The sequence below is a fragment of the Neobacillus vireti genome (assembly GCF_001026695.1).
GTDB lineage: Bacteria > Bacillota > Bacilli > Bacillales > Cytobacillaceae > Neobacillus > Neobacillus vireti.
This window is the reverse complement of record NZ_LDNB01000009.1, coordinates 25346-51042: the sequence shown is the minus strand read 5'-3', so window position 1 is coordinate 51042 and position 25697 is coordinate 25346. Positions and strand designations below refer to the sequence as shown.

Here is a 25697-nt window from a genome sequence, read left to right as displayed (position 1 = left end):
TATTTTCAAAAAAACTCAGTTGATTCTGCTCCATTACTTTCTGGATGAAAACTAGTAGTCTTATAAAAGGAGCAGAATCAATGAATTTCAAATACCTAGTTTGAATAGTTACTATTCTTGGGTAAATTAGATTAGTTATTACACTTTTTGATAGCCTTTTTCCATTTCTTCCTTATTGTCATAATACATGACGTTTTCTTTAGCCAACGTTTCTCTTAAGTTATAAAAGTCCAAGCTGAGTTCACCATTAGCTATTTTTTTCTTTGTCCCTTCTTCCTTTAAAACCCTCTTGTCAGCCCGATGATATACTTCTTCCACTTCATCTTTTTTCACAAGAACGACACCATCATCATCTGCCATAATCAGGTCTCCTGGTTTCACTTCAATTCCTCCACAAATCGCAGGGGCATTAACCCAACCAGCCTTAACTTTGGTAGTCCCTTCTGAATAGATAGCCTTGGACCAAATTGGAAATCCTAGCTGTCTAATTTGAGCTGCATCACGAATACCAGCACTAATGATAACGCCCTGAACACCTTTTTTGATCAATGCTGTCACGATAAGTTCACCAATCATGCCGGAGATACTCTCACCTATCGTGGTAATAACCAGAATATCTCCCGGCTGACAGACCTCAATGGCAGCATGAATCATTAAATTATCCCCTGCTTGACATACAACGGTTACAGCCGGTCCACAGATGGATGCTCCAGGAATGACAGGTTTTAACTCGTAATTCATAAGCCCTCTTTTCCCTTGAGCTTCGTAAACTGTAGATACATCAAATCTTTTAAAATCACCGATGATTCGTGGATCAGGGCGTTCAATATTTTTGATGATATATTTTTTCATTAGACAAATTCCCCTCCAACATATGGGAAGAATCGACTGAAAGCTTCTGCATATTTATATTCTTTATTACCAGAGCACCTTCTAGCATGATTTCCTCGAAGTTTCGCTTTGGAACCATAATAATCAATTAGATGTTGTTGAGCTTTAAAACAGTTCATTGCTTGTTCTTTCTGCTCGTATACTTCTGTAATATCGATGATCACTTCTGGTTTAAAGTCGCTAATTTCAGATTGATGTGGTTCAAAGCCAAATAGTTGAGCCTGTTTAGCCGTTTGTGTTCCTTCTATTCGAACACCGTTAGAAGTGGATAGAACACTTGCATCAAAGACAAATTTTGATACTGCTTCATGGTCCGGATTAAAAGCATCCCTTGGACCGTGAGTTAAAATATGATGTGGCTTAACCTCTCTAATTTTCGTTACCATCCGGTCCATCCGTTCTTTATCAAAAGACATATGGTAATCTTCAAAATCCCAGATCTCCAGATTAGTCACACCAAAATATCCTGCTGCTTTTTCAATTTCTTCCCTTCGGATCCTTTTTACATTTTCTAATGTTTGCCCATCGATATTCCACAGATCGTTTGATTCACCTCGAGCACCATAGCTTAAGATAACAAGAGAAACATTTGCATTATGTTTTACATACTTCGCAATTGTGCCACCGCCTCTCCAAACAAAGTCCGCTGCATGAGCACTTACGACAAGCAAGTTTGTATTATGATCAATCATTATTATTTCCCCTTCTTTCTATGAGATTTTTTCCCCCTAGATCAATACTTTTTTATGAGAATATCCTTCTACTAAAAATCCTGTGTTTTCAACGGTCATTTGTTTCACTTCTTCTTTAGTAAATCCATTCTCTAACAAATTAGTCACAAAGATATATAAACCTTCATCAGGATACGGTCCTGCTGGCTGTCCCAAATCTGTTGATAAAATACTTCTTTCAGGCCCTACAAATTTTATTTCTTCATATACAGCATCCCATGTCGTTTTATTGGAATGTGGTGTAGTGAAACAATATTCCATAAAAGCGCCTAACTCTGCTAACTCTTTTTGTTCTTCTTTTGTAAAATTAATAGATGGAAAGTTAGGGTGTGTGACCACAATTTTATTAACATTCATTTTTCTTGCTTCCTTTATTAACTTAACTGTTTCTTCTTTACCAAGGTGACCAGTTGCTAAAATTAAGTCATATTGCACAATGACATCAAGAATGTCATATACTTCTTTTTTTAATTTCCCGTCCTCTAAAATTGTAATACTTGATTGTGTTTTTCCTTGTTCAATTAATTCCATTTGGAGTTTTGCCCAGTATGGAAGTTTCTCATGCTTTCCATTCTTGAAATGTTCTTGTTCATTTGTCGCATCAAATGTTGGCATCCAAATAATTTTCGCTCCATCACGGGCTGCCATTTCAGCTGCTAGTGGATTAAGTCCCCCCACTGAATTGTTTAAACATAATGCCCCGATAGCGTTTACATTCGGAAAGGCTTTGTTGACTAATTTTGCTCTTTCAGCCGTGCAAAAATAATGCGATTTAATTCCGTAACCTTTCATCCCAGCTTTTTGAACACGCTCAGCCATCTCTAAATCATCTAGTTTTCTAGACATAACATCTGGACCAGTATGGACATGAAGATCATAGGCACCTTTTAATAAATCATCATACATCTCAAAATCACCCTTCCACTTTAATCTACAATATTGTTCAACAATTTTGTTTACAATTCGATTTTAGTTTATATTCTGAAAGCTGTCAACCTAACTTCATGAATTTTCAAAAAACAATTCGAGCAATTGAGTAACATTTGTCATCCTGATAAATTAGGAATGATTTAAATGATTAGAAGCCTTCGGTTTATCTTTTCCTGATTTGACAAAAAGTGTCCCTCCAAGTAAAAAGGCTCCACTTATAAAGAACACGGAGATGACCCCTACCCAAGAACCAACTAAGCCAAAAAAGACAGGTGCAATCATTTGAGAAAGTCTATTTGTTGAGAGACGAAGTCCAAGAACCTCTCCCGTCCTATTTTTTGGTGAGGCATTATAGGTTATCGTCATGGATAGCGGTTGTCCACAACCAAGCCCAAATCCCATTAAACAGCTTAATAAACCTAGTATTATCACATTTTCAGTGAATGGAAGTAGAATGAAAGAGACTCCAGCGACAATAATAGAAATGGATAAAATTCTATCTCTTCCTAAAAAATTTGTTAGTTTTGGCAAAATAAAACGAACGATAATCATAGCAAGTGCTTGAATGGATATGATCCACCCAATAATAAACTCGGAAATATGATTTTGTTTAGCAAACAACGGAAAATAGGCAATAAAGATGTCCTTAGAATACAATACTAAAGCACTTGAAAATAAAGCTTTACGTAAGATAGAGATATTTAACAAGCCGATTGAAGAAAGGATAGTGCTTTTCTTTTGTTGCTTTTCCCTAATCACAACTGGTATATAAAAAGAGAAGGCAATCGGGATAAAACTGATAAAAATAGAAACAAGAAAGGCCGTAGTATAGGATAGATGCTCAGAAATATAGCCTCCTAATAGAGGCCCAAGTAAAGCACCTGCTGCAACAGCCATTCCAAACATACTAAAGTAGTAATCTCGATTTTCTTTTGATGCCGTGTTTCCAAGTACATTTTGTAATGAAACAACAAGAAAAACATTTGCGAGTCCTACAATAAACTGGCTGACATATAAAGACCACATCGAAGCAAACATAAATGGTATAAGCATGCCAATTGTGATTCCCAACGAACCTAATAATATTGGTAAACGATCACCAACTTTATCTGCGATTTTACCAGCTTGAATGGCAAAGATTAGTGGAAGAAGTGAATAGGAGGCTGTCAGAATACCGATGTCAAAGGCCGTGGATCCCATATGTAATGCATATAAAGTTATAATTGGTCTAGTAAGATTAATAACTGTCTGAAAACCAAACGTAATAATCATAACGTTCCTAAGTGTCATCTTAATTCCTCCCAATTATTATCGTTTCTAGTAACGAATATTCAAAAAGGACCAATGCTAATGAACAGGTCCCTTTCAATAATTGATTACAGTAGGTACATATAATTTTTTTCTATCGTTAACCTAACATTAGCAATGTGTTTTTTCACAGCTTCTTCCGCGGCATTCTCATCACGATTTTTTAATGCTGCAACGATATTTTTATGCTCTTCATACGATTCAGCATTCCTACCTGGTACGAGGATGGTCCTTAGGTGGAATCTAGACAGCTGTATTTTCAACATCCTGATCATCTCAACTGCTTGAGTATTAGTAGTTGCACCATAAATGATATTATGAAATTCTTTATTCAGATTGGAATATTCATCAAAAAGATTTTCTTTCAAATAATCCCCCATAGTTTGTAGAATGTTTTCCATCTCATGCAAATCTGACGCTGTTATGTTCACTGTTGCATCCTTTATGACGAGTCCTTCGAGTACTTCCCTTATCTTTAAATAATTAATAATCTCCTCTAATGTAAAAGATTTAATATAAGCTCCTTTATTTTTCTCCATCTTAACTAGATTTTCTTGTTCAAGCATTAGAAGAGCCTTCTTTACGGTATTTCGAGAAACTTTTATTGCTTCAGTAAGTTCAAGCTCATTTAACTTTTCCGAAGGTTTATAAGTTCCATCCAATATCCTTTGTTTCAAAAATAAATAGGCATTCTCCACTGCTAGTTGCTTACTCATATTTTCCCTCCGTTACTTTTCATACTAATAAAAATTTTAAAACAATATTGTTCAACAATCAAGCTCCCTAGATTTTGTTTTCTTCCAACTTCCAAAAGAATAAAAAAAAAAGTGCCTGTCACTACCCGAATAATGTCGAAGAATTCGACATTATTCGGGGCGTGACAGGCACCGGAATCTGGCACCGGGATTCAACAAGTTATCCTTAAAATCCTCCCAATTTGCTCAGCAGTCCTCCTAAGATTTAAGCGGGTATGTGCTGGCTTCATCGCCTCTTCTAAATCAACTGGCCCACCCACAATCGTAAAATATGCTGTGATTCCTAAATCTTGCAAAGAGCGATTGCCCTCCGATACGTCACCAGCAAGGGCAATCACCGGAATTCCGTACTTACCTGCTAAACGTGCAATTCCTGCAGGGGCTTTTCCCATCGAGGTTTGTCCATCCAGCTTTCCCTCGCCTGTAATCACTAAGTCCACTTCACGAAGCGCTTCCTCTAAGCGGGCCAGTTCAAGTATTAATCCAACACCTGATTCTAACTCAGCCTGCAAGAAACCAGCAAAAGCTCCACCCAAGCCACCCGCAGCACCAGCGCCCGGGATTTTCTGCAAATCCGTACCTAACTGATCTAATACAACATCTCCAAAGCATTTAAGACCTTCATCTAAATCCTTAACGATTTCAGCCGTTGCTCCCTTTTGTGGTCCGTAAATGTAGGCGGCACCATTGGTTCCATAGAGCGGGTTATTGACATCACATGCAACACGAAACCTCGCGTTCCTTACTTGCTCAGAAACCGCATTCCCATCAATGCTAACAATGTTCTTCAGCTCCGCTCCACCAAGTCCAACTAGCGCACCTTCCTTAGTGAGGAATTGGTATCCTAAAGCCTGAAGCATTCCAACTCCTGCATCGTTGGTTGCACTGCCGCCAAGACCAATAATAAAGTCGCGGCAGCCCTTTTCAATCGCAGCCAAAATCAGCTCTCCGACACCATAAGAAGTTGTGAGTAGAGGATTACGCTCTTCCTTCGTTAATAAGGGCAATCCACAGGCTTCAGCAATCTCGATGACAGCTGTTGTCCCATCGCCTAAAATTCCGTATCTTGCCTTCACTGACTTCCCCAATGGTCCTGTCACAACCGTATCAACAAACCTGCCATTACTAGCAAGAACAAGCGCCTCAACCGTTCCTTCCCCGCCATCAGCAATCGGCATTGTTTGAACATCGAAGTCAGCACTCGCCTGTAAAAACCCTTCCGCTATCGCGCTATTTGCTTCAATCGATGAAAGACTTCCTTTCAACGAATCCATCGCTATTAAAATTTTCAATCTTAATCCCTCCCAAACCTAGTTAGAACCTTAGTGAAATCACTTTCTTGTTTGATATAATAGAAACCATCGAGGTGAAATATGATGCAATTTGAAGAACGCGTCCATAAATTTGAATATAAATTAAATGATACTGACGACCAAATTATAGAATATATTGTAAACAACAAAAAGGACTTCGTGAACCAATCAATCCAAAGCCTAGCAGCCCGTCTATTTACTGTCCCAAATACGATTACAAGACTTTCTAAAAAGCTTGGCTATGATGGTTTTTCACACCTGAAAAATAGTATTAAGGAAGAACTCGAGTCGACTAAACCCGCAACTGAGGATGGCTCCTATTATTTTATTCAAAAAACCTTTGAACTTAGCGATGCGGAACTGATCGAAACAGTCGCTAAAATGATTCACGATGCAAAGCATGTCCTATTCTTTGGCGTTGGCGACAGTGCCGATTTCTGTGAAATGATGGTCCGAAATTTACGAGTAGTTGGGAAAACCTCCGAACACTATATCCATCGCCATGAAATGCTTCATATGCTTGATCAAATGAATAAAAATGACCTACTTTTCTTAATTAGCTTATCTGGTGAAACAGCGCAAATCCTTGAAATGGCTGAAAGAGCAAAACAAAGGGAGACGCCGATTATTTCCTTAACACACTTCACGCGGAACTCTCTTCAAGAAACAGCCACAGTCAATTTATATTGCTATGCACCTAAAAAAATAAAGAACGGCTATAATATCACCGACCGAACCCCGGTTATGGTGGTATTACAGGCATTATCTCAATATTATTGGGACCATTATTAAAAATGTGTAAAAATACACATGAAAACGCTTAATCATGGCCCCAATGTGTAAAAATAAGAAGATTCATTCTTCTTATTTTTATTTTTGTTACGATAGACCCATGAGATGAAAACACTTACAAATGAAATACAGGAGGTAAACCAAATGCAACTACAAACCCTTACCTCACCAAGCCTAATCAGTACGGCAAAGACATTCGGGTCTAAAGAAGATGTCATCCACTACTTAGTTAAAAAGCTTGGTGAAGCCGGAAAGCTATATTCTGAAGCTGAATACCTTCAATCTGTATTAGATAGGGAGAAGCTTTCTCCTACAGGATTTGAAGGCGGTCTTGCCATTCCACACGGAAAGTCAACAGCCGTCAAGGAAGCCGCTTTTGCAGTCGCGACGCTAAAAAAGCCATTAACTAACTGGGAAAGCATTGATCCAACCAATCAGGTACAGCTTGTGATCATGCTTGCCATACCAGAGAATGAAGCAGGTTCCACTCACCTTGCCTTACTTGCGGAATTTGTAAAAAGATTATCCAACGAAGCTTATAAGGAACGACTCCTCAAAGCAAAAACGAATACAGAATTATTTGAGCAGCTAGACAAAACAGAGTCTCAAGAGGAAAAACGAGCAGTAAAGAAACAAAACAAAACCGTTTTAGCCATTACTGCCTGCCCTGCTGGAATTGCCCACACCTATATGGCAGCAGAAGCACTTATTAAAGCCGGAAACGAACTAGGTGTCGATGTATTTGTTGAAAAACAAGGGGCGAATGGTATTGAAGACCGCCATACGACTGCTCTATTGAAAAAAGCGGATGCAATTATCTTTGCCAATGATGTTGCTATTAAAAATGAGGAACGTTTCGCCCACTTACCCAAGTTGAAAACTTCAGTTGCAGCTCCATTAAGAAATGCATCGAATTTAATTCAACAAGCACTAGAAAAAGCAGAAACGGCACCGAAGAAAGAATACAATCCTGCTCAAATCGCTGAATCTTCCTCGGAAGACGGTGAAAAATCATTTAAAACCGAAATCAAAGACTCGATTTTAACAGGTATTTCTTATATAATCCCCGTCATTGTTGCCGGTGGAATGACCTTAGCGGCAGCGGTCTTAATCTCTCAAGCCTTTAACCTTCAAGAAGTGTATGCCCAAGAAGGTTCCTGGCTTTGGTTATTAAGACAGCTTGGTGGCGGACTGCTTGGACAATTAATGGTTCCAATTTTAGCCGCATATATGGCCTACTCCATTGCGGACAAGCCCGCACTTGGACCTGGTTTTGCGGCCGGTGTCGCAGCCAACTTAATTGGCAGTGGATTTCTTGGCGGTATGCTTGGTGGTTTCTTAGCAGGTTTCTTCTTAAAATTCCTAAAGAAAAAGATTCAACCAAAAGGAACGTTTGCAGGATTTATTAGCTTCTGGGTCTACCCAGTTGTCGGAACACTTGTTGTCGGTTCGATTATGTTATTTGTGATTGGTGAACCACTTGCTTGGATCAATCAAAGCTTAATCAATTGGCTGGGAAGTCTATCTGGTGCGAATGCCCTTATTTTAGGAGCAATCCTCGGTGCCATGGTTTCATTCGACTTAGGTGGTCCAGTGAATAAAGCAGCCTACACCTTCTGTATTGGTGCAATGGCAAGCGGAAACTTTATCCCTTACGCAGCCTTTGCTTCAGTAAAAATGGTCTCAGCCTTCTCAGTTACAGGGGCAACCATTATTGGCAAAAGGTACTTCACAAAGCAAGAACAAGAAATTGGAAAACAAACATGGCTGCTTGGTCTAGCAGGAATCACAGAAGGCGCAATTCCATTTATGATTAACGACCCATTACGCGTAATCCCTTCATTAGTTGCTGGTTCTGCTGTTACAGGCGCGATTGTTGCCTTCTTTAATATTGGGTTAAACGTACCCGGCGCAGGAATTTTCTCTCTAGCTTTATTACAAGGCCAGCAAGCCTTAATAGCGGCAAGCATTTGGTTAGGCGCTGCATTAATCGGAGCACTGATATCCATGGTTCTTTTAATTGCAACAAGAAAAATGAAACTAAAAAAAGGAAATTTAGAAGTTTCCACTACACAAAACGTAGCATAATAGGATAAAGAAAACTCGCCGATTGGCGAGCCTTAAGGCGAAGACAGAGGCGTAGTTGCACTTATGCGACATAGGAAAGTGTAAATTTTGAAAAAATTTATACTTTCCTATTAGCCAAAAAAATACGGTACCTAGGGAATCTCTAGGTACCTACTTTATTAGGAGGACATCATGAAAAAAGTTCATATCGTACCCCATATGCATTGGGACAGAGAGTGGTACTTTTCAACCGAAGAGTCTCGAATTTTACTTGTAAACAATATGGAAGAAATCCTGGAAATGCTCGAAACGAATCCAGACTATCCATACTATGTATTAGACGGTCAAACCTCAATCCTGGAAGACTATTTTGCGGTGAAACCAGAAAATAAAGAACGTGTGAAAAAGCTTGTCCAAGCAGGCAAACTAATCATTGGCCCCTGGTATACGCAAACCGATGAAATGGTAGTCGGCGGAGAATCCATCGTTCGAAATCTCCTTTACGGGATCAAGGACAGTGAAGAGTTTGGTTCACCGATGATGATCGGCTACCTGCCTGATTCCTTTGGGCAATCTTCACAAATGCCGCAAATCCTAAATGGATTTGATATAAAATATTCGATTTTCTGGCGTGGTACCTCTGAGCGTCATGGTACCGATAAAACTGAATTTTACTGGGAAAGTGATGAGGGCTCAAAAGTTCTCGTTCAACTCTTCCCTCTTGGCTATGCAATCGGAAAATATCTGCCTGAGGATGAGGAAAAGCTGCAGGAGCGAATCGATAAATACTTTTCGGTTCTCGACCGTGGGGCAACGACAGAGAACATTATTCTTCCAAACGGACATGACCAAATGCCGATCCAAAAGAATATTTTTACTATTATTGAGAAACTACAAAACCTATACCCAGATCGTGAATTTTTCTTGAGTAAATACGAAAATGTCTTTACCGAATTAGAAAAAAATCAAGCCTTACCAACCCTTCAAGGGGAATTCTTAGACGGAAAATATATGCGTGTCCACAGAAGTATCTATTCTACCCGGATGGATATTAAGGCGGCAAACACTAGAATTGAAAATAAAATCACTAACATCCTAGAACCATTAGCAACCATTGCTTATTCATTAGGATTTGAATACCATCATGGCTTGATTGAGTTAATTTGGAAAGAAATCATGAAAAACCATGCCCATGATAGTATCGGTTGCTGCTGCTCTGATAAAGTTCATCGTGAAATCATGAACCGATTCTTCTTAGCAGAGGAAAAGACCGATCAACTGATTGAATACTACAAGCGCAAAATCACTGATTCCATTGATACGGATCGTAAAGAGGACCGCTTAACAGCATTTAACCTGTTGCCTTATGAACGAAAAGAGGTAGTGACTACTACCGTTATTACTAAGCTTCCTTCTTTTACACTTGAGGATGCGGAAGGAAACACCATTCCTTTTGAGGTTTTGGAAAAAGAAGAAATGGATCCAGGCTTAATTGACCGTCAAATCGTTCACTACGGAAACTACGATCCATTCTATCAATATAGGATTCAACTAAAGGATTCTATTCCGGCCATTGGGTATAAAACCTATTTTGTCGTCAGCACCGAGAACAAGATGACCAATACCCTTGCCGAAAAGGAAACCATCGAAACGGACTATTATAAGGTATCCGTGAATCCAAACGGAACATTGAAAATTTGGGATAAGCAGCTTGAAAAGGAATTTAACGATGTGCTGTTGTTAGAAAATGGCGGAGATGATGGAGACGAATATGACTTCTCTCCACTACCAGATGAAACACTTATTTATAGTACTAACACAAAGGCAGAAGTGAAAATCGCCCAAAATCAATACGCTGCCCAGCTTGACATTCAGTTAAAGCTTAATGTACCTGGAGATTTAGAACAGCGAAAATCAAACAAATTCGATCGTTATGTTGATGTTCATTGGACGATTACGATTCCTAATCACCAGCCATTGATAAAAGTAGATGTTGAAATCGATAATCAAGCGAAAGACCATCGTCTTCGCACGATAATTCCAACAGGTATCGCTTCATCCTTCTCTATATCTGATAATCAATTTGGATTCATTAAGCGCAATGTGTATGATTCAGCTATGGATTATTGGCAGGAAGAAGATTGGGATGAACGCCCCGACTCCATTTATCCAATGCTTTCCTTCGTTGGTTTATCTGATCAGGAACACGGAATCAGTGTATTAACCAATAGTACAAGGGAGTTTGAAATTGTCGGGGAGAGCGACGATTCGATTGCGATTACCCTATTCCGCAGTGTCGGTGTTTTAGGAAAGGAAGAAATGCTACGAAGACCTGGCCGCCCATCCGGGATTAAACTACCGACACCTGACTCACAAATGCTCGGCAAAATGGAGCTGAGCTTTGCGATTACAACACATAAAGGCTCAACTACAGCTGCAAACATCGGCAGAATTGCAAAGGAATTTACGACACCAATCCAGACCTATAATAAAATACCGCATAATGCAATGAAGCTGAATCCATCTGGTGTAAAAACACCGTTAAGCTTTAGTTTCCTTCAGGAAACAAGCAATACTTCTGTTCTGAGCACATTGAAAAAAGCAGAAAAAGAAGATCGCTTCGTGGTCCGGTTCTTTAATCCGACAGAAGCAGAATCTCAAGCATCATATACAGTGAACCGCTCCATTGACCATGCACAAGAAGGAAACCTAAACGAAAAAGCAGTTGCTCCATTGAAGCTTGAAAATAATCAATTTTATCTTTCAATAAAACAAAACCAAGTCAAGACAGTCTTATTTTAACCGGTGTCAGGCACCGAAAAAGGTAAAAAAGCCTTAAAAAAAGTGCCTGTCACTACCCGAATAATGTCGAAGAATTCGACATTATTCGGGGCGTGACAGGCACCGGAATCTATTTCTTCCGTACCTGTTCAACAACATGACTTATGGCTTCAATAACAAATTCCGGCCGCGGCATCTGTAGGCTGTGCCCCTTGCGATCACTAATCTTATGGATATGGTTGGTCGAGCGGGAAGCAAGTTCTCTCTGCATCTCCGTCCAGTTATCACCAAATCCTGGGTTGTTCACCACCACAATTGGAAGGTCTCCAAACTGAGGTTTTTCCGCACTATTATTCAATCGATTCACCGCAGCGTCCAAATGCGACCAAGCCTCTTTAAATTCTGCTCCAGCAGCATTACCGGCAATATTGCTGTAGATGATTCCTCTCCATTGTTTGTATTCATCGAAACTAATTTGCTGTTTGTAATACGACTTCTCGTTACCAAACATCGGGAGAATACCTAACACGTTTCCTAGAAACCGTGGAATTCCAAACGGAGAAAGAAGTCGCAACATCTTTAGCATTAAACCGAGGGCGGCGAATCCCTGTTTGAATTTAACATCGTCCTTTAAAAACTCATGGGTAGAGTCCAAGAAGACCAAGCCTGCCACCTTATCGGGATATTCCAAAGCATAGAGCCGGCTAATAAGTCCGCCTAAAGAATGACCGACAATCACATATGGTCCTGGAATTCCAGCCTTGTTTAATAGATTATTAAGTTCCCTAATGGTATGATCGGGGCTTGGCGCAGGCCCCGGACCACTTGATCCCAACCCTGGGCGGTCATAAGTAAACACTCGGGTAAACATGCTAACTTCATTGCAAATATGGAGCCATGAATAAGTAGAATCTCCCGCACCATGAAGCAGGACGACTGTGGGCCCGCCCTGACCACGATCGATCATGTGGAGACGATAGCCATCCACATCCATCATTTGACCAGGAAGGGATCTTCGCGCATCCCGATTTCTTGAAACCTGTTCGTACACAATCCCAAGTAGAACTACCAACACAACTACTGTAAACCCAATTATCATCTTGTTAACTCCTAATTTCATAATTTTTCCTATGCAAATGATTTGGCATCGTTCCCCAACACTTTCTAAAAAACTTTTTTTGTACAATTTATTAGGAAATTATTACAATATGAAAGACTTTAATAAAAGCAAAAAAAAAACGACATCCTCCTTAATCACGTTATATGTTTTATACCATATAGGTAAAATATACCATGGTGCAATTTTACTAATCAATAAAAACATATGCTAATTTGCAACAATAGAATGCATAATTCGAGGCGTGACACTGGAGTGCAACAGAATGCGGCGGTTGCGCAACTTATGTGGAGTAAAGTTGGAATCTATTAAAAGAAAAGACCAGAAATAACATAGGTAATTTTCCTAGGTTATTTCTGGCTTAATTCTTTTTGGAAGTCAAAAGAGTTATTCCGTGGAACAATGCTGTGAAACAAGATTATTCGAGCGGTGACAGTGAACCCTATTCAAAATGTTCCTTCTGAAATGCAAGCTCTTCTTCGTCCTGGAAGCCAATAAAATAGATTTTCTCAATTTGATCATGATTAAACAGGAACATATACTCTTCATTAATGTTTCCTTCAGGATAAAGGCAGGCAATATAATCCCAGATTTGATCCGATTTTAATTGCTGCTGTTTTCGGCCATAGATCATAATCCTCTTTGTGCCGCTCTTTAATTGGACAACAGAACCAATTGGTAAATACTTTTCCATTTCTATTTCCCCCACTTCTTTGAACGATAAATAAGAATGAATACCGCTATACTGCCAAACCCGATGATGACAGAAGCCATTAAAAACTCATATGGTACTTTCACCGTTTCAGGTTGAACAAAAAAGACATCTTTAACCATAAGCATTCCAGCGAAGGTCACAACTACTAAGCAAATGCCTCCAGCAATCGCAGCTACATACCCTTTGATACTTTTACTCTTTCTAAATAAAAGTTTCGGAGATGATAAGATATAGATTAACAAGGATAATAACGCAACAGCAATCACATATTCTACAAATGAAAATCTTAGGAAATTTACCTGCTCTGCAATCCTGCCGGCATCCTGGTCGGCCCGATAACTGATATTTGAGATGAGGTAAAAATGAATGCTCATCAATAGTAAAAAAATCGACGTGAAGAATCCAAACTGGTGCTTTAATTGGTAGCGAGAACGAAGCCAAAAGCCGTAAATAAACATCGCAAAGCTTCCTGTAAAAACGGCATATGATGCGTATTCTATCCATTTTGGAACAACGGAAGAGAACTGATAGCTTACCAATGTTGCAAAGGCATTAATGGCAAAGAAAAAAATCGTCAAAAACAGGACATTTTTTCGATATAAACGCCTTTCTGCAGGCAATGATTTCGTTTCTGGGAGATTCATTTCTCATTACACCTCCGTTTCGAAAAGAATATTGGGTAAATCCCCAAAAGGATATCGGGCCAAAATGACGTAATCTCCATCTTCCGAATAAATGCTTTTAATGAAACTGATTCCGCCAAGATAACAATGAAACTTTGTTAAGATTGTACAAGGTTTCCCGATATATTCAGTAAGAATAATTATGGAATCATGTAAATGGATATGATCGAGAATCATTTTACACTCGGGAAAATTCTCCTTACATAGCTCCTTCATCTTTTCATTTTTATTTTTTTCATAGTATGTAAGTAATTTTTCAAACTGTTTTGCTGCTAACTGAAAATGAAACGGGGGAACTTCCAGAGTGTTTTCGCTTTGTTTCAAATGGATTGCCGTTAAGAAGCTTTCGCTAAACTCTTCTTCATTTTCAAAAAGGGTTACTTCATATAGTCCACTCACTTTCTTTATTAGCACATTTTGCCCCGAAGTGAGATAAAAAGCACTGTTTATCTGTTCACCTTCAAGCAGTGACACCACTTTATCAGCCTGAAAACAACACATGAGTGTTTCGGTAAGCGTTTCGTCTACACGCATACTATAATCGGTATCATCCACTGAAAAATATCCCCGATTTTTGAAATCCTTAAGGACAAACTCCTCCTCCTTACGCATATCCTTTTCCGAGACATTTCCAAACGAATCCTCTACTATTAATGGTAAGGGATGTTGAAAAATGGAACATAACAGGGCCATTTCAATTGCGGAAAATTTATATTTCATCTTTTGTTCTCCTTCCGGCATGTAATTTACTTTCAGCCTGTTAGCCACCTGTTGCAGGTTTTTCAGTATGGAACAGCCCGCCTATCCATTTAGAAGCTCCTCTAACACAATCCCCAACTGATTTTGCTGCCTTTTCAACTTGATCGCCTGAAAAATCCTTTACAAGACTCATAACTGACTTTTTATCCTTTCCTGTACCGATAAAGTTCCAGTTGAGAAGTTTATCTACACCATAGGCAATACCAACTCCAACAGCAGCACCAACTACCGCTCCGACGATCGTTCCTCCGACTGGAATCACAGAGCCAACTGCTCCTCCAATAACAGCCCCCGCCTCTGCTGCTCCAATGGCAAGACCAACAGTAGTTCCTCCCGTGATGACAGCATTGCTAATCTTTCTTTCTGTCGAGATGCTTTTTGGCATGGTTAGTTCTTGGTAGGCTGCGGCAGCCCCTGTCATCCATGGTAGGGACTTGGAGACTAACGCTAATTTACTGACGGCCCGATTCAAATTATATAATTTCAACGCGTTCGGATATTTGCCAGCCGTCAGGTTATCCAATGTGTATCTTCTTGCTAAACCTTCGCCGCCTTTATAATTTTCACTGTTTAATATCTTCATATATTTTCCGTCTATCCTAAATCCGGGGATTTTATAATAGACTGGTAAGGCGCCTTTCGGCAGTTCGATTAAAAGATCCCTTGCGGCGCCAATTTCTGAATTCGCCAGGATACCAGCGACTTTTCGATCCCATCGCTCACTATTTTTAGTGGGCGAAGACTTCTGCGTACCCTTCATTTCCACATTTTGGGCATTTTTATTAAAGGAGCTAAGAAGCGTCAATGCCCTGGCCGATAAATGGTTATCAGCAGAAGAATACCTGTCCATAGATTCATTGATGAATTGAACGAGACTCCTAAGGTCCATTTCTACCTCGGTTAAAGATTTATAGACAGTATTTATTCTTGCACCAATATTTCTCCGCGCCAAAACTTGCGCATCAATCGTTTGTGAAAGGGATGACAAGCTATTTTTAGATGCTGAAAGTTTGACGATATTTCGTCCAATATTTGTATTAACGTGCATGACTTCATTAACATTCAATTTAATCATACTCAATACATTCACCTGCCATAAGATCTATTCATGGCAGATGCTGTTGCTTCTGCCATAACTTTAGTAGCTGCCTTTTCGGCTTCCAATTTTTTTTGAACTTATACTTTAGGAATCGGATGTAAGAAAATTCCTAACTTCAATAGTATAATATATAAAAAGGACCAATAACCGCTTTTTCACGGCACATGGCACAAATTAGGTGTCAGGCACTATTTGCGGGGAAAAGGCGGGCATGTTTTTCTGGTGGAATTGAGGCTATAGTCCCGAGAAGGTTGCAGACATTGGGGTCTGTCCCCCGATACGAAAATCCCTCCGTTGGAATCATTTTAAAATGACAAAAAGCTCGTTTCAGCTAAAAAACGAGCTTTTCCGTATACTCTCCAAATTGCTTTAGCATCTGCTTCCTTCATCATTTCCGCATTTGCTTTACGTAAGTTATCAAGCTTGTTTAATTCTTTTCTTTCTTGATCGGATAACATCCCTTTTTTCTTCAATTCATTGATACGGGCATCATATGTTGTTTGTTTGTCCTTCATATCATTTAAAAATTGAGTCATAGTTTTTTGCTTTTTTGATCGATTAATAGAGTAATTGGTATGATTTAAATTGGTTTCTGAATTGGCTAAATCCACTCCGTTTAATTTTGCTAGGTAAACAGCGGGATCATCATGAATTTCCTTTGCAGCAATGGTATGATCTAAATCGTACCTTTCATTACGTGCAATTTTTTGCCCGGTGTAGGAATCTTTAAGTTGACCTTTATCTCTCAATTCCGATGCCTGACGGTTTTTATCTTTATAATTCTGAGCACTATGATATAAACTACTATTATCCATATACTCGACCCGGCTACCGTACCGACCTTGGGCGGCCTCATCCTTCAATCCATATTTTCGAGCAGTCAATGGAGTGTCTACATTCCCACCATTTTGGTCCTTAATCATAAAATCAAGCGCAAAAGAGCGTAGCAAGGTTGTCACAATCATCTTTTCATATTGCTGCAATAAAGATTGTGATGGAGGAAGTTCTTCATCTATCGGCGTTTCATTTAAAAATTCTAGTGAACTGGCAACAGTCATGGTCATCTACCTTCTCTTTTATTTCTGTTTTTTGCAAAAAAAGTGTAAGTGTCAAATGGACTTACAACTATGTAATTGATTCTATTTTACTAAAATATGGTGTATTTTTACATGCTATAATGACAAATTTCGGGTGTACAAAAATAGAAATAAATCTTCAAGATAAAGTAGTACCTGAAACCATTTTTAATAAGAAGTTTGATGAAAATACCTTAAGTGATTACCTTGCATGCTTGTTACATCAAATTCGAAGCGGAATAGATTTTGCACCCCTTCTAGCAATCTTATTTGACTTTGAGCACGGTACTTTTTTGTTTGCCCCTTGCCCCTAATACTTACCATACCATGGATATTCCTTCAGATAGAATAGATATTTGAGTAGTGCCTATTACCTAGTCCTCCATTTCAGGCAATGCCTCGCGACAATGCAATAGATTAATCTTCTTAGTTGTAGCAAAACTCCTAAGAAAGGACCTTCACCTCCAGGAAAAATAACCCTACCAGTCATATATTTTTCCCCCCACCCTGTCCTTTTCACCTAAAAAGCCGTATATAGAAGGTGAAAGGAGGTGGTAACAATGGCAAAGGGATTATTACTAGGGACGAAGCTTCGCTTGGTGTTTGAAGCGGGGATGGATGACGAAGGGAATCCACTTTACAAATCTAAAACATTTAGCAATGTGAAAAAAGAAGCAACAGTGGATCAGTTGTTGCGCCAACCTATGGGCACATGGATTTTGACAAATATTTTAGTGAGGTTCGTTATTGCCAGGAGAAATTTCGCGACCAATTAACAGTAAAAGCCGGGATTAGAACTTTGTGAACCCCATCTTTTAACGGATCAATATGATCAAACTCTTAAACACCTAAATTTAGATTTCATACTAGGCTCCGTCCATAATATAAACAACCAAAAACTTCGAATTGTACTCAATGAACATAATCCACAAGGCTACCAGCTATATTTTGAAGAATTGTATAATATGGTGTCAGCAGCTGACATCGATGTGATCGCCCATTTAGATTTAATGAAGTGCCATGGCTATAAAGAGTATGGAATCTATCGATTTGAAGACTATCAGGAAATCATCCAACAAATTTTAAAAAAGGCCATCGAACGGAATATTGGAATTGAAATCAATAGTTCTGGTCTCAGAGCAGGTTTGAAACAGACTCTGCCATCCATGAATATTATCCAACTTTACAAGGAGTTGGGCGGAGAGATTTTAACCATCGGATCGGACCTCACACAAAGCCGAAACCGTTGGCGCCAATCTGACGGAAGCCTATCATTTAGCGAGGGAATGTGGATTTACCTATATTTATAAGTTTGAACAAAGGAAACCAATAGCAATAAAAATAGTTGTGTGAATAACAGCATGCAAATAAAAGTGCGTAAAGATTCCCAATCAATAAAGGGCCATTACGCTATTTTATTATTAGCTTTCGTGCTTTATCGCTTTTAAACTTTACTGAGTGGGTGTCTGAGCCAAAATTAAGGAGGTCTTGCCACAGCAAGCCCCTCCCTGTTTAACAGCATTAACTAACATACGATTAACCGTCTCCACCATGCCTATCTGCTCAAAATATTCCACTACCCTTTTAGTAATCAGGGGAAAGGGATTCTTCATTAAAGTCTTATGACTTTTTATTTTTACGTGAATCAATTAACACAGCACTTACAATAATCGCACCCTTAAGGATCTGCTGCCAATAGGAAGATACCCCCAATAAATCAAGGCTATTATTTAATACACCAATAATCAATGCCCCAATAATGGTTCCAGGAATTGTACCAACCCCGCCAGATAGGCTTGTTCCACCAATTACTGCTGCCGCGATGGCATCTAACTCAAAAGAAACGCCCATACTTGGTTGCCCGACACTAATCCTTGCGGTTAGCATCATCCCCGCAATCGCCGAGAGTAAACCCGCATACATATAGATAAATATTAAATAGCGGTCAACATTAATTCCACAAATTTTTGCAGCGTGTTCATTACCACCTATAGCATACGTATATTTACCAAACTTCGTTTTACTTAATAAAATATGTGAGATAATACCAATTAAAATAAACACTATAATTGGAACCGGAATGCCAGCTACGACACCTTTCCCCAAGAACATAAATGATTCTGACAAATTTGGAATTGGCCTTCCGTCACTAAACAGTAAGGCTAAACCTCTTGCTGCCGTCATCATTCCTAGGGTAGCGATAAATGGTGGAATTTTTCCCTTTGCAGTAATAATACCATTAACTGCACCGCAAGCAATACCGATTCCGGCCCCAAGAGCTAATGCTCCAATCAACGAATCACCTGGGTGAGCCACACTTGCAACCAAAACAGATGTTAAGGCGATAACAGAACCAGACGATAAGTCAATTCCCGTTGTAATAATAACGATAGTGACACCCATCGCCACAATTCCGATAAATGAAATTTGCCGGACGATATTCAGGATATTCTGGGTCCTAAGAAAGGTATCTGACATAAAGGACATGACGATAATCATAGCAAGCAAAATAAATACAATTCCATATTTGCTCATGAAAGGAGCAATACTCTCTTTCCAGATGGATTTATTACTATTTTCTTTAATCGTAGAAACTGGACTGCTCATTGGATTACTCAAATGAAGAACCTCCCTTTGATATTTTTGTAAAAATTTAACTGTAGGCTAGTTCTAAAATTTTTTCCTGATTGGCTTCTTCCCTGGCTAGCTCTCCCTTTTTATTTCCCTCATGCATAACTATGATCCGGTCACTCATTCCTAATATTTCCGGCAATTCAGAAGAGATCATGATAATTGCTTTTCCCTCTTGAGCTAACTTTGACATAATCTTATGAATTTCTGATTTTGCCCCAACATCGACACCTCTGGTCGGTTCATCCAAAATAAGAATGTCAGGATCATTCAGCAGCCATCTGGCAAGAAGCACCTTCTGTTGATTGCCCCCGCTCAAATTCATAATAAGTTGATTAATATGTGGCGTTTTAATATTTAAAAGCTGTACCTGTTGATTACATTTTTCATTTACTAACTTCCGATTAATCAAACCAAACTTTAAAAATTTATTGATATTGGAGATAATCATATTTTCTTTAATGGAAATAGGTAGGAACGCACCGGTCAGTTTCCGGTCCTCCGTTAATAGGGCCATCTTGTGATTAATCGCATCCTGTGGTGATTTAATCTTCACTTTTTTACCATTTATATAAATATCACCAGAATCATATGGGTCAACACCAAAAATGCTTTCAATAACCTCGGTTCTTCCTGCCCCCATCAATCCTGCAATTCCAAGAATTTCCCCTTTTCTCAATTCAAAACTAACATTTTGAAACTTCCCTTTGCAGGATAAGTTTTGGACAGATAAGGCAACTTCTTTAATTTCTGCCTTTTCTTTATGAAAGACTTGTTTAATTTCTCTACCAACCATCATTTGAATTAACGTATCCTGATCAATTTCATTTGTACCTTTTGTACCGATATATTTGCCATCACGGAATACGGTTAAATCATCACAAATCTTAAAAATCTCATCCATTTTATGTGAGATATAAATAATAGAAACTCCCTTTGCTTTCAAGGAGCGGATAATTCCAAATAGTTGCTCTACTTCCTTTTCCGTTATTGCGGACGTTGGCTCATCCATGATAATTAAATCCGCATTATACGAAACGGCCGTTGCAATCTCAACCATTTGCATTTTTGCAATGCTCAAATTCTTCATCTTTGCATTTGGGTCAATATCCATATTCAAGGATTCAAATAAATTTCTCGACTCTTCAATCATTTTCTTATTGTTGACCCAACCGGTCTTTCCATAAGAAAATTCCCTGCCTAAAAATATATTTTCTGCAACGGTCATATGTGGGACTGGACTTAATTCTTGATGAATCATGGAAATGCCATTTTTTACTGCCTCTTTTGGTCCTGAAATCTCTAAATCTTTTCCTTTAAATTTCAACGTTCCGTTGTCAGGCGTATAGATGCCAAATATAATTTTCATTAAGGTTGATTTCCCTGCACCATTTTCCCCCATTAAGCCATGGACTGTCCCTTTTTTCACTTTTAATTGGATATCATCTAAAGCCTTTACGCCAGGGAATTCCTTGGTTATGTTATCAAGTTCTAAAATATATTCAGTCACCTTTGTCACCACCTATATCATGATTTCAGAGAGGCCGCCCAGGAATCGTTCTGAACGACCTCCAACTTGGAAATTATAAACTAGTATCTTCACTTATACTGCTTTTGGTGCCAGAGTTTCTTGTACACCTAAATCAGCTACTGATTACTTCTCCCACTTTTTGATGAACTCGTCAACATTATCTTTTGTAATTAATTGGAATGGAATATTAATAAAGTTATCTTTAGGTGCCTTCTCACCTTTTACCGCTTTGATTGCTGCTTCGACAGCACCTTTCCCTTGTCCCATGGGATCCTGGAATGTAGATATGTTTAATGTACCGTCTTTTACATATTTTAAGGCGTCAATGGTCCCATCTACCCCGGCAATAACGGTGTTTCCGCGCTTACCACTTTCCTCTAAAGCCATAATTGCGCCAATAGCCATTTCATCATTATTAGCTACAATCGCATCAAAATGTTCACCGGATTGTATCCAGTTCTCCATTAAGGTTATAGCTTCTGACCTTTGCCAATTAGCTGTAGCCTCACGGACGATTTTTATATCAGGGTACTTCTTCTTAATAAGCTCTTTATTACCTTCTGTTCTTTTTGCCGCAGCTTCTTGTCCTAATTGCCCGTTCATGAGGCCGATATTTCCTTTGCCTCCAATCAATTCAGCGACTTTTTCCATTTGTATGGTACCGGCCTCAAGAGATTCAGAACCAACATAGGCATAGATTTTTTTCATCGCTTTGTCATCCGGTTTTCTATTAACAATGATAACTGGAATGTTTGCTTCATTAGCCGCATCTACCATCGGTCCTGCGGTATCTGTGTCTGCAGGGGCGATAATAATGGCATCAACACCTTGTGAAATAAATGTCTCAACCTGAGAGAGCTGTTTACCTGAGTCATTTTTTGCATCAACCATTTTAACTTCTACATCGTCATGTTCTTTGTCATATGCTCTAATTGCATCATATAAATAGGAAAGCCATTTATCATCAAATATCGGCATTGCTGCTCCTATAACGATAGTCTTTTTATCTTTTCCCCCAGAGGCACTATTCGTTCCACAACCAGAAAGAATTCCCGCCAGCAAAACAAATATCATTAGAAAGCCAACTAATTTTTTATTCATCTACAATTCCCCCTTTTTAATTTCACTCTTATGTAAGAAACAGGCTGCCATAAAATATTCCCAAAAATAAATGCATTAAACTGAAATGTACACAGCCCTTAATGTACCTAAAGACTATTTAATATTTATTCCAAAGGTACTTCACCCCCTTAAATAGATAATAGAATTTCTTAACCTATCCCCTCTGTTTGACTCTTAATTTGGTTAAATATTGGATAACTTCGAAAAAAATATTATTTTTAAGCGTTTACAATTTGAGGTGCATACAATATTTTAACCAAATTTGTTATATATTGATTATTTGTTGATGTCTTTATGATAATTTCAAAAACGCCCCCAGTCAAGATTTTTTTTTATTTTCAAAAAATTATATTAGGATAAAAGTAGTAAAAAGTAGACAAAAGAAACCAAGTTTATACTTGGTTTCATCTATATCCTCCTTTTTCTTCCACTCTATTAATCATTTCTTCCCTCTAATATTGCCATGGATTTAAATCCAAATGAACACGTTAAATATTTATTTTAAAAAACCCATTTAAATGATGAAGTTTTGATAATTTATTGGTAATATATATTATTATATAGGTTAGTTGAAAACGGTACCAAAAAGAGTATTATTTGTAAAATAAAGGGTGATTTATAATGATTAAAGATAAACGGATCAATAAAATCGAGGAGTATATTATAAAAAACAAATCTGTATCTTTAGATGAATTGATGGATGTATTTCAGGTGTCTAAAAACACGATTCGGCGTGATGTACAGGAACTCGTTGAAAAAGGTGATTTTAAAAAGGTTTATGGTGGTGTATCAGTCAGCGAGGACAACCGTGCAAAATTAGAATCTTTCCATGACCGACAAGTACGGAATCAGACGGAAAAGGAAATGATCGGGAGGGCCGCAGCAAATTATGTAAAAGACGGAGATATCATTTTTATCGATTCAGGAACAACTACAATTGAAATGATTGAATTTATCAATAAAAAACAGATCACGGTTATCACCAATAGTCTTGATTTTATTATTAGTGCACTTCCTTTTGAAAATTTAAATGTGATTACAGCCGGGGGAATCCTTGAAAGAAAAACAAATTCGTTCGGGATCTTGAAATACATGGATATTTTAAACGCCTACAATATTAATAAGGCATTTATGGCTTCAACGGGAGTTTCCTTATCAAATGGTGTTACGAATTCTTCACCACTTGAAAGCGAATTAAAAGCTTCCATTGTGAACCGAAGCTCTGAAGTATTTTTATTAGTTGACCATGATAAATTTGATAAATACGGCTTAATGACTTATTGCGGGTTAGATAAGATTGATTACCTTGTAACTGATATGGCGCCAAATGAAATGTACCAGGATTATGCGAAAAAGAAAGATATTAAACTGATCATAGCTGATTAAGTCAAAAAGGGATGAGTCCATTTCTGAACCATCCCTTTTTGCTTTTTATCCTACTTCAACTGTATCAAATTCAAAATACTTTGAAGCAACCTTTACCGTTGTTTCTTTAGCTGTCTTAATCGCTTCTTCTGCATCTAGTTGATAATATTCCGGACGGAATAATTCAACTGACGCAACATCAGAAAAACCAATTTCCTTTACTGTTGATAGAATACCATCTAAATCGATAGCACCTAACCCCGGCCATACACGATCTTCATCTGTCAGGAAGCCAATAGGGAAGTCTTCTGTATCATCCATGTGTAAAATGAAGACTTTTGAGCCATCCGCCTTTTTCAAATCTTCCATCTTGGATCCCATTGCATGAAAGTGGAAACAATCCAATACTAAACCTACATTATCGCGATCAACCGTCTCAACAATATCATATGCTTGGCCAAACGTATTCACCGTACATTGTGGATGGCCAACAAACTCCACTGCAATTTTAATTCCATAAGGCTGAGCGATCTCTGACAGTTCCGTCAACACCTCAACACAGCTGTTTTTTATATCTTGTTTTAATATTTTTTCTTCTGTTACAAGCGGGACAGCTACGACATATTGAACACCTAATTTCTTGCCGGCTTCCATCATGCCTTTAAATTCATTGATAATTTCTTGGTGTCCAGCTTCATCACGATTATTAAAGAACACTAACGCATTAAATGCCAGCGGCTTAATATGATGAGTATTGAAATACTCTACCAAATCTTCCATTGTATGGTCTTCAAGATACTCGGGTAACTTGTCCATCGTACGAATTTCAATGAAATCATAGCCGTGTTTTTCACAATACTCTAAATCCCTTACAAGATTAGAGTTTTCCAGTGTTGTAGCTTGATTAAAACATAGTTTCATTTCTGTCATCTCCCTATCTCTATAATCAATTTAATTTTCTAAACAGTTTCACAAACAGTGGTTTCACGATAAAATGCTGGTCTTTCTTGGAGTGTGATGGCTTCTTTTTCACCTGTTTGCTGAGCTTTTACACATGCATCAGCCGTAACTGCTGCAATATAACCATCCCATGAATCCGGACCTTGTGGTTCACCTTTTTTAACAATTGCGTCCATAAAATCTTGGATTTCAACATCATATGCATCCATAAAACGGTATTTCCAATCTGTTAAAATTTTGGTACCTAAGGTAGCTTCTTTACGGAAGCTGATGCTTGCCGGTTCAGGCAGTTTAACAATACCTTCCTCACCAACAACTTCACATTGGATGTCGTATCCATATTTACAGTTCACAAATACTTCTACATTTATCACGATGCCGCCTTTTGTTTCGATGATGAACAGTTGCGGATCACGTAAATGCTCTAATGCATTTTTGGTTTTCTTCGGAAAAACAACCTGTACTGTTTTGTAATCATCATTGACTAACCAATGCAAGACATCAATTTCATGGATAAGGGTATCCACGACTGCCATATCTGTTGTATAGCGCGGATCAACAGTCGGGTTACGGTGTGCCGCGTGAATTATTAACGGTTCTCCAATGAACCCCTCTTCAATTGCCTGCTTTAATTGAACATATCCACTGTCATAACGGCGCATGAAGCCAACTTGAACCAATTTCTTTCCATGCTTCATTTCCGCTTCCACAATTCGCATACAGCCTTCTGCAGTGGTAGCAAGCGGCTTTTCACAAAATACATATTTACCAGCTTCAACCGCTGCTACTACTGTCGCTTCATGCGCAGGACCCCAGCTTGTCACAAGGACAACATCAACATTTTCATCAGCAATGAGTACCTTATCATTCGGGTAAATAACTGCATCCAATCCAAATTGGTCAACCGTTTGTTTTGCTGATTCTTGATTAACATCAGTAACAGCTACAATTTTTCCACCAGCTAATTTATTTGTAATTCTATTAATATGTTCGCGGCCTATTGCACCTGTACCTACTACTCCAAATCCTAAAGTCATGTTAATCTTCCTCCTACTAAATTTTTTCCGGACC

23 protein-coding genes are annotated in these 25697 nt (G+C 38.5%); 6 read left to right on the top strand and 17 right to left on the bottom strand.

The features are described 5' to 3' along the window. Positions 1-138: 138 nt before the first annotated feature. The 6 genes from AA980_RS10050 to AA980_RS10020 form a co-directional block, all read right to left on the bottom strand. On the bottom strand, positions 139-852 hold the full coding sequence (locus tag AA980_RS10050; protein ID WP_024027232.1) for a 4-carboxy-4-hydroxy-2-oxoadipate aldolase/oxaloacetate decarboxylase: 714 nt from the start codon (positions 850-852) through the stop codon (positions 139-141). Continuing rightward, positions 852-1583: a PIG-L deacetylase family protein gene (locus AA980_RS10045; protein WP_024027231.1), complete on the bottom strand. Its 732-nt coding sequence runs from the start codon at positions 1581-1583 to the stop codon at positions 852-854. Before AA980_RS10045 ends, AA980_RS10050 begins: the two co-directional genes overlap by 1 nt. Before the next feature lie 36 nt (positions 1584-1619). Beyond that, on the bottom strand, positions 1620-2528 hold the full coding sequence (locus AA980_RS10040) for a DUF6282 family protein (RefSeq protein ID WP_024027230.1): 909 nt from the start codon (positions 2526-2528) through the stop codon (positions 1620-1622). Positions 2529-2681: 153 nt separating this feature from the next. Beyond that, positions 2682-3842, bottom strand: a complete 1161-nt coding sequence (locus AA980_RS10035) for an MFS transporter (RefSeq protein ID WP_024027229.1) — start codon at positions 3840-3842, stop codon at positions 2682-2684. 86 nt (positions 3843-3928) lie between these two features. Next, positions 3929-4576, bottom strand: a complete 648-nt coding sequence (locus AA980_RS10030) for a GntR family transcriptional regulator (protein ID WP_024027228.1) — start codon at positions 4574-4576, stop codon at positions 3929-3931. A gap of 191 nt (positions 4577-4767) precedes the next feature. Next, the gene (locus tag AA980_RS10020) at positions 4768-5907 is read right to left on the bottom strand and encodes a glycerate kinase family protein (RefSeq protein WP_024027226.1); all 1140 of its coding nucleotides are present in this window, start codon (positions 5905-5907) and stop codon (positions 4768-4770) included. A gap of 81 nt (positions 5908-5988) precedes the next feature. Here AA980_RS10020 and AA980_RS10015 point away from each other — a divergent pair, with 81 nt between their 5' ends. From AA980_RS10015 to mngB, 3 genes are all read left to right on the top strand, one after another. Further along, complete coding sequence (locus tag AA980_RS10015; protein WP_082195695.1) at positions 5989-6720, top strand: MurR/RpiR family transcriptional regulator; 732 nt, start codon at positions 5989-5991, stop codon at positions 6718-6720. Between the two features lie 144 nt (positions 6721-6864). After that, positions 6865-8808 carry a PTS 2-O-a-mannosyl-D-glycerate transporter subunit IIABC gene (gene mngA / locus AA980_RS10010; protein WP_024027224.1) on the top strand — a complete coding sequence of 648 codons (1944 nt, stop codon included), beginning with the start codon at positions 6865-6867 and terminating at the stop codon, positions 8806-8808. A gap of 171 nt (positions 8809-8979) precedes the next feature. Beyond that, on the top strand, positions 8980-11589 hold the full coding sequence (gene mngB, locus AA980_RS10005) for a mannosylglycerate hydrolase (RefSeq protein WP_024027223.1): 2610 nt from the start codon (positions 8980-8982) through the stop codon (positions 11587-11589). 109 nt (positions 11590-11698) lie between these two features. Here mngB and AA980_RS25765 read toward each other — a convergent pair whose 3' ends face one another. From AA980_RS25765 to AA980_RS09975, 6 genes are all read right to left on the bottom strand, one after another. After that, a complete protein-coding gene (locus AA980_RS25765; protein WP_024027222.1) occupies positions 11699-12667 on the bottom strand; it encodes an alpha/beta fold hydrolase in 969 nt (322 codons plus the stop codon). Between the two features lie 460 nt (positions 12668-13127). Continuing rightward, positions 13128-13379 (bottom strand): DUF4176 domain-containing protein, encoded by a 252-nt coding sequence (locus AA980_RS09995; RefSeq protein ID WP_024027221.1) that lies wholly within the window; start codon positions 13377-13379, stop codon positions 13128-13130. 2 nt (positions 13380-13381) lie between these two features. Beyond that, positions 13382-14044 carry a hypothetical protein gene (locus AA980_RS09990; protein WP_024027220.1) on the bottom strand — a complete coding sequence of 221 codons (663 nt, stop codon included), beginning with the start codon at positions 14042-14044 and terminating at the stop codon, positions 13382-13384. 6 nt (positions 14045-14050) lie between these two features. Then, positions 14051-14803, bottom strand: a complete 753-nt coding sequence (locus AA980_RS09985; RefSeq protein ID WP_024027219.1) for a hypothetical protein — start codon at positions 14801-14803, stop codon at positions 14051-14053. A gap of 40 nt (positions 14804-14843) precedes the next feature. After that, on the bottom strand, positions 14844-15917 hold the full coding sequence (locus AA980_RS09980) for a hypothetical protein (protein ID WP_024027218.1): 1074 nt from the start codon (positions 15915-15917) through the stop codon (positions 14844-14846). Positions 15918-16246: 329 nt separating this feature from the next. Next, positions 16247-17005: a hypothetical protein gene (locus AA980_RS09975; protein ID WP_156351161.1), complete on the bottom strand. Its 759-nt coding sequence runs from the start codon at positions 17003-17005 to the stop codon at positions 16247-16249. A gap of 572 nt (positions 17006-17577) precedes the next feature. Between AA980_RS09975 and AA980_RS09970 the strand changes: the two genes are divergently transcribed. Next, entirely contained in the window at positions 17578-17793 is a 216-nt protein-coding gene (locus AA980_RS09970; protein ID WP_024027216.1) for a DUF1659 domain-containing protein, read from the top strand. An 87-nt stretch (positions 17794-17880) separates the two neighbouring features. After that, on the top strand, positions 17881-18327 hold the full coding sequence (locus AA980_RS27580) for a PHP domain-containing protein (RefSeq protein ID WP_328586680.1): 447 nt from the start codon (positions 17881-17883) through the stop codon (positions 18325-18327). A gap of 310 nt (positions 18328-18637) precedes the next feature. Here AA980_RS27580 and AA980_RS09955 read toward each other — a convergent pair whose 3' ends face one another. From AA980_RS09955 to AA980_RS09945, 3 genes are all read right to left on the bottom strand, one after another. Further along, positions 18638-19624, bottom strand: coding sequence for an ABC transporter permease (locus AA980_RS09955; protein ID WP_034723385.1), 987 nt, complete (start codon positions 19622-19624; stop codon positions 18638-18640). Between the two features lie 46 nt (positions 19625-19670). Then, on the bottom strand, positions 19671-21167 hold the full coding sequence (locus AA980_RS09950; RefSeq protein ID WP_201779384.1) for a sugar ABC transporter ATP-binding protein: 1497 nt from the start codon (positions 21165-21167) through the stop codon (positions 19671-19673). A 135-nt stretch (positions 21168-21302) separates the two neighbouring features. Beyond that, positions 21303-22280, bottom strand: a complete 978-nt coding sequence (locus AA980_RS09945) for a sugar ABC transporter substrate-binding protein (RefSeq protein WP_024027211.1) — start codon at positions 22278-22280, stop codon at positions 21303-21305. Between the two features lie 642 nt (positions 22281-22922). Between AA980_RS09945 and AA980_RS09940 the strand changes: the two genes are divergently transcribed. Next, positions 22923-23687, top strand: a complete 765-nt coding sequence (locus tag AA980_RS09940) for a DeoR/GlpR family DNA-binding transcription regulator (protein WP_024027210.1) — start codon at positions 22923-22925, stop codon at positions 23685-23687. A 45-nt stretch (positions 23688-23732) separates the two neighbouring features. On the opposite strand, the gene iolI is transcribed toward AA980_RS09940, so the two are convergent. Both iolI and AA980_RS09930 read right to left on the bottom strand, forming a co-directional pair. Next, positions 23733-24587 (bottom strand): 2-keto-myo-inositol isomerase, encoded by an 855-nt coding sequence (gene iolI, locus AA980_RS09935; RefSeq protein WP_024027209.1) that lies wholly within the window; start codon positions 24585-24587, stop codon positions 23733-23735. A 38-nt stretch (positions 24588-24625) separates the two neighbouring features. Next, on the bottom strand, positions 24626-25663 hold the full coding sequence (locus AA980_RS09930) for a Gfo/Idh/MocA family protein (RefSeq protein ID WP_024027208.1): 1038 nt from the start codon (positions 25661-25663) through the stop codon (positions 24626-24628). Between the last annotated feature and the right edge of the window lie 34 nt (positions 25664-25697).

Bases quoted from the DNA above. Each gene is read 5' to 3' on its own strand.
- AA980_RS09975 (WP_156351161.1), bottom strand. From the start codon at position 17,005: ATGACCATGACTGTTGCCAGTTCACTAGAATTTTTAAATGAAACGCCG.
- AA980_RS09970 (WP_024027216.1), top strand. From the start codon at position 17,578: ATGGCAAAGGGATTATTACTAGGGACGAAGCTTCGCTTGGTGTTTGAA.
- AA980_RS10050 (WP_024027232.1), bottom strand. From the start codon at position 852: ATGAAAAAATATATCATCAAAAATATTGAACGCCCTGATCCACGAATC.
- AA980_RS10030 (WP_024027228.1), bottom strand. From the start codon at position 4,576: ATGAGTAAGCAACTAGCAGTGGAGAATGCCTATTTATTTTTGAAACAA.
- AA980_RS09990 (WP_024027220.1), bottom strand. From the start codon at position 14,044: ATGAATCTCCCAGAAACGAAATCATTGCCTGCAGAAAGGCGTTTATAT.
- AA980_RS09940 (WP_024027210.1), top strand. From the start codon at position 22,923: ATGATTAAAGATAAACGGATCAATAAAATCGAGGAGTATATTATAAAA.
- AA980_RS09955 (WP_034723385.1), bottom strand. From the start codon at position 19,624: ATGAGCAGTCCAGTTTCTACGATTAAAGAAAATAGTAATAAATCCATC.
- AA980_RS09980 (WP_024027218.1), bottom strand. From the start codon at position 15,917: ATGATTAAATTGAATGTTAATGAAGTCATGCACGTTAATACAAATATT.
- AA980_RS09945 (WP_024027211.1), bottom strand. From the start codon at position 22,280: ATGAATAAAAAATTAGTTGGCTTTCTAATGATATTTGTTTTGCTGGCG.
- AA980_RS25765 (WP_024027222.1), bottom strand. From the start codon at position 12,667: ATGATAATTGGGTTTACAGTAGTTGTGTTGGTAGTTCTACTTGGGATT.
- AA980_RS09985 (WP_024027219.1), bottom strand. From the start codon at position 14,803: ATGAAATATAAATTTTCCGCAATTGAAATGGCCCTGTTATGTTCCATT.
- AA980_RS10040 (WP_024027230.1), bottom strand. From the start codon at position 2,528: ATGTATGATGATTTATTAAAAGGTGCCTATGATCTTCATGTCCATACT.
- AA980_RS09930 (WP_024027208.1), bottom strand. From the start codon at position 25,663: ATGACTTTAGGATTTGGAGTAGTAGGTACAGGTGCAATAGGCCGCGAA.
- AA980_RS10015 (WP_082195695.1), top strand. From the start codon at position 5,989: ATGATGCAATTTGAAGAACGCGTCCATAAATTTGAATATAAATTAAAT.
- iolI (WP_024027209.1), bottom strand. From the start codon at position 24,587: ATGAAACTATGTTTTAATCAAGCTACAACACTGGAAAACTCTAATCTT.
- mngB (WP_024027223.1), top strand. From the start codon at position 8,980: ATGAAAAAAGTTCATATCGTACCCCATATGCATTGGGACAGAGAGTGG.
- AA980_RS10045 (WP_024027231.1), bottom strand. From the start codon at position 1,583: ATGATTGATCATAATACAAACTTGCTTGTCGTAAGTGCTCATGCAGCG.
- AA980_RS10035 (WP_024027229.1), bottom strand. From the start codon at position 3,842: ATGACACTTAGGAACGTTATGATTATTACGTTTGGTTTTCAGACAGTT.
- mngA (WP_024027224.1), top strand. From the start codon at position 6,865: ATGCAACTACAAACCCTTACCTCACCAAGCCTAATCAGTACGGCAAAG.
- AA980_RS09995 (WP_024027221.1), bottom strand. From the start codon at position 13,379: ATGGAAAAGTATTTACCAATTGGTTCTGTTGTCCAATTAAAGAGCGGC.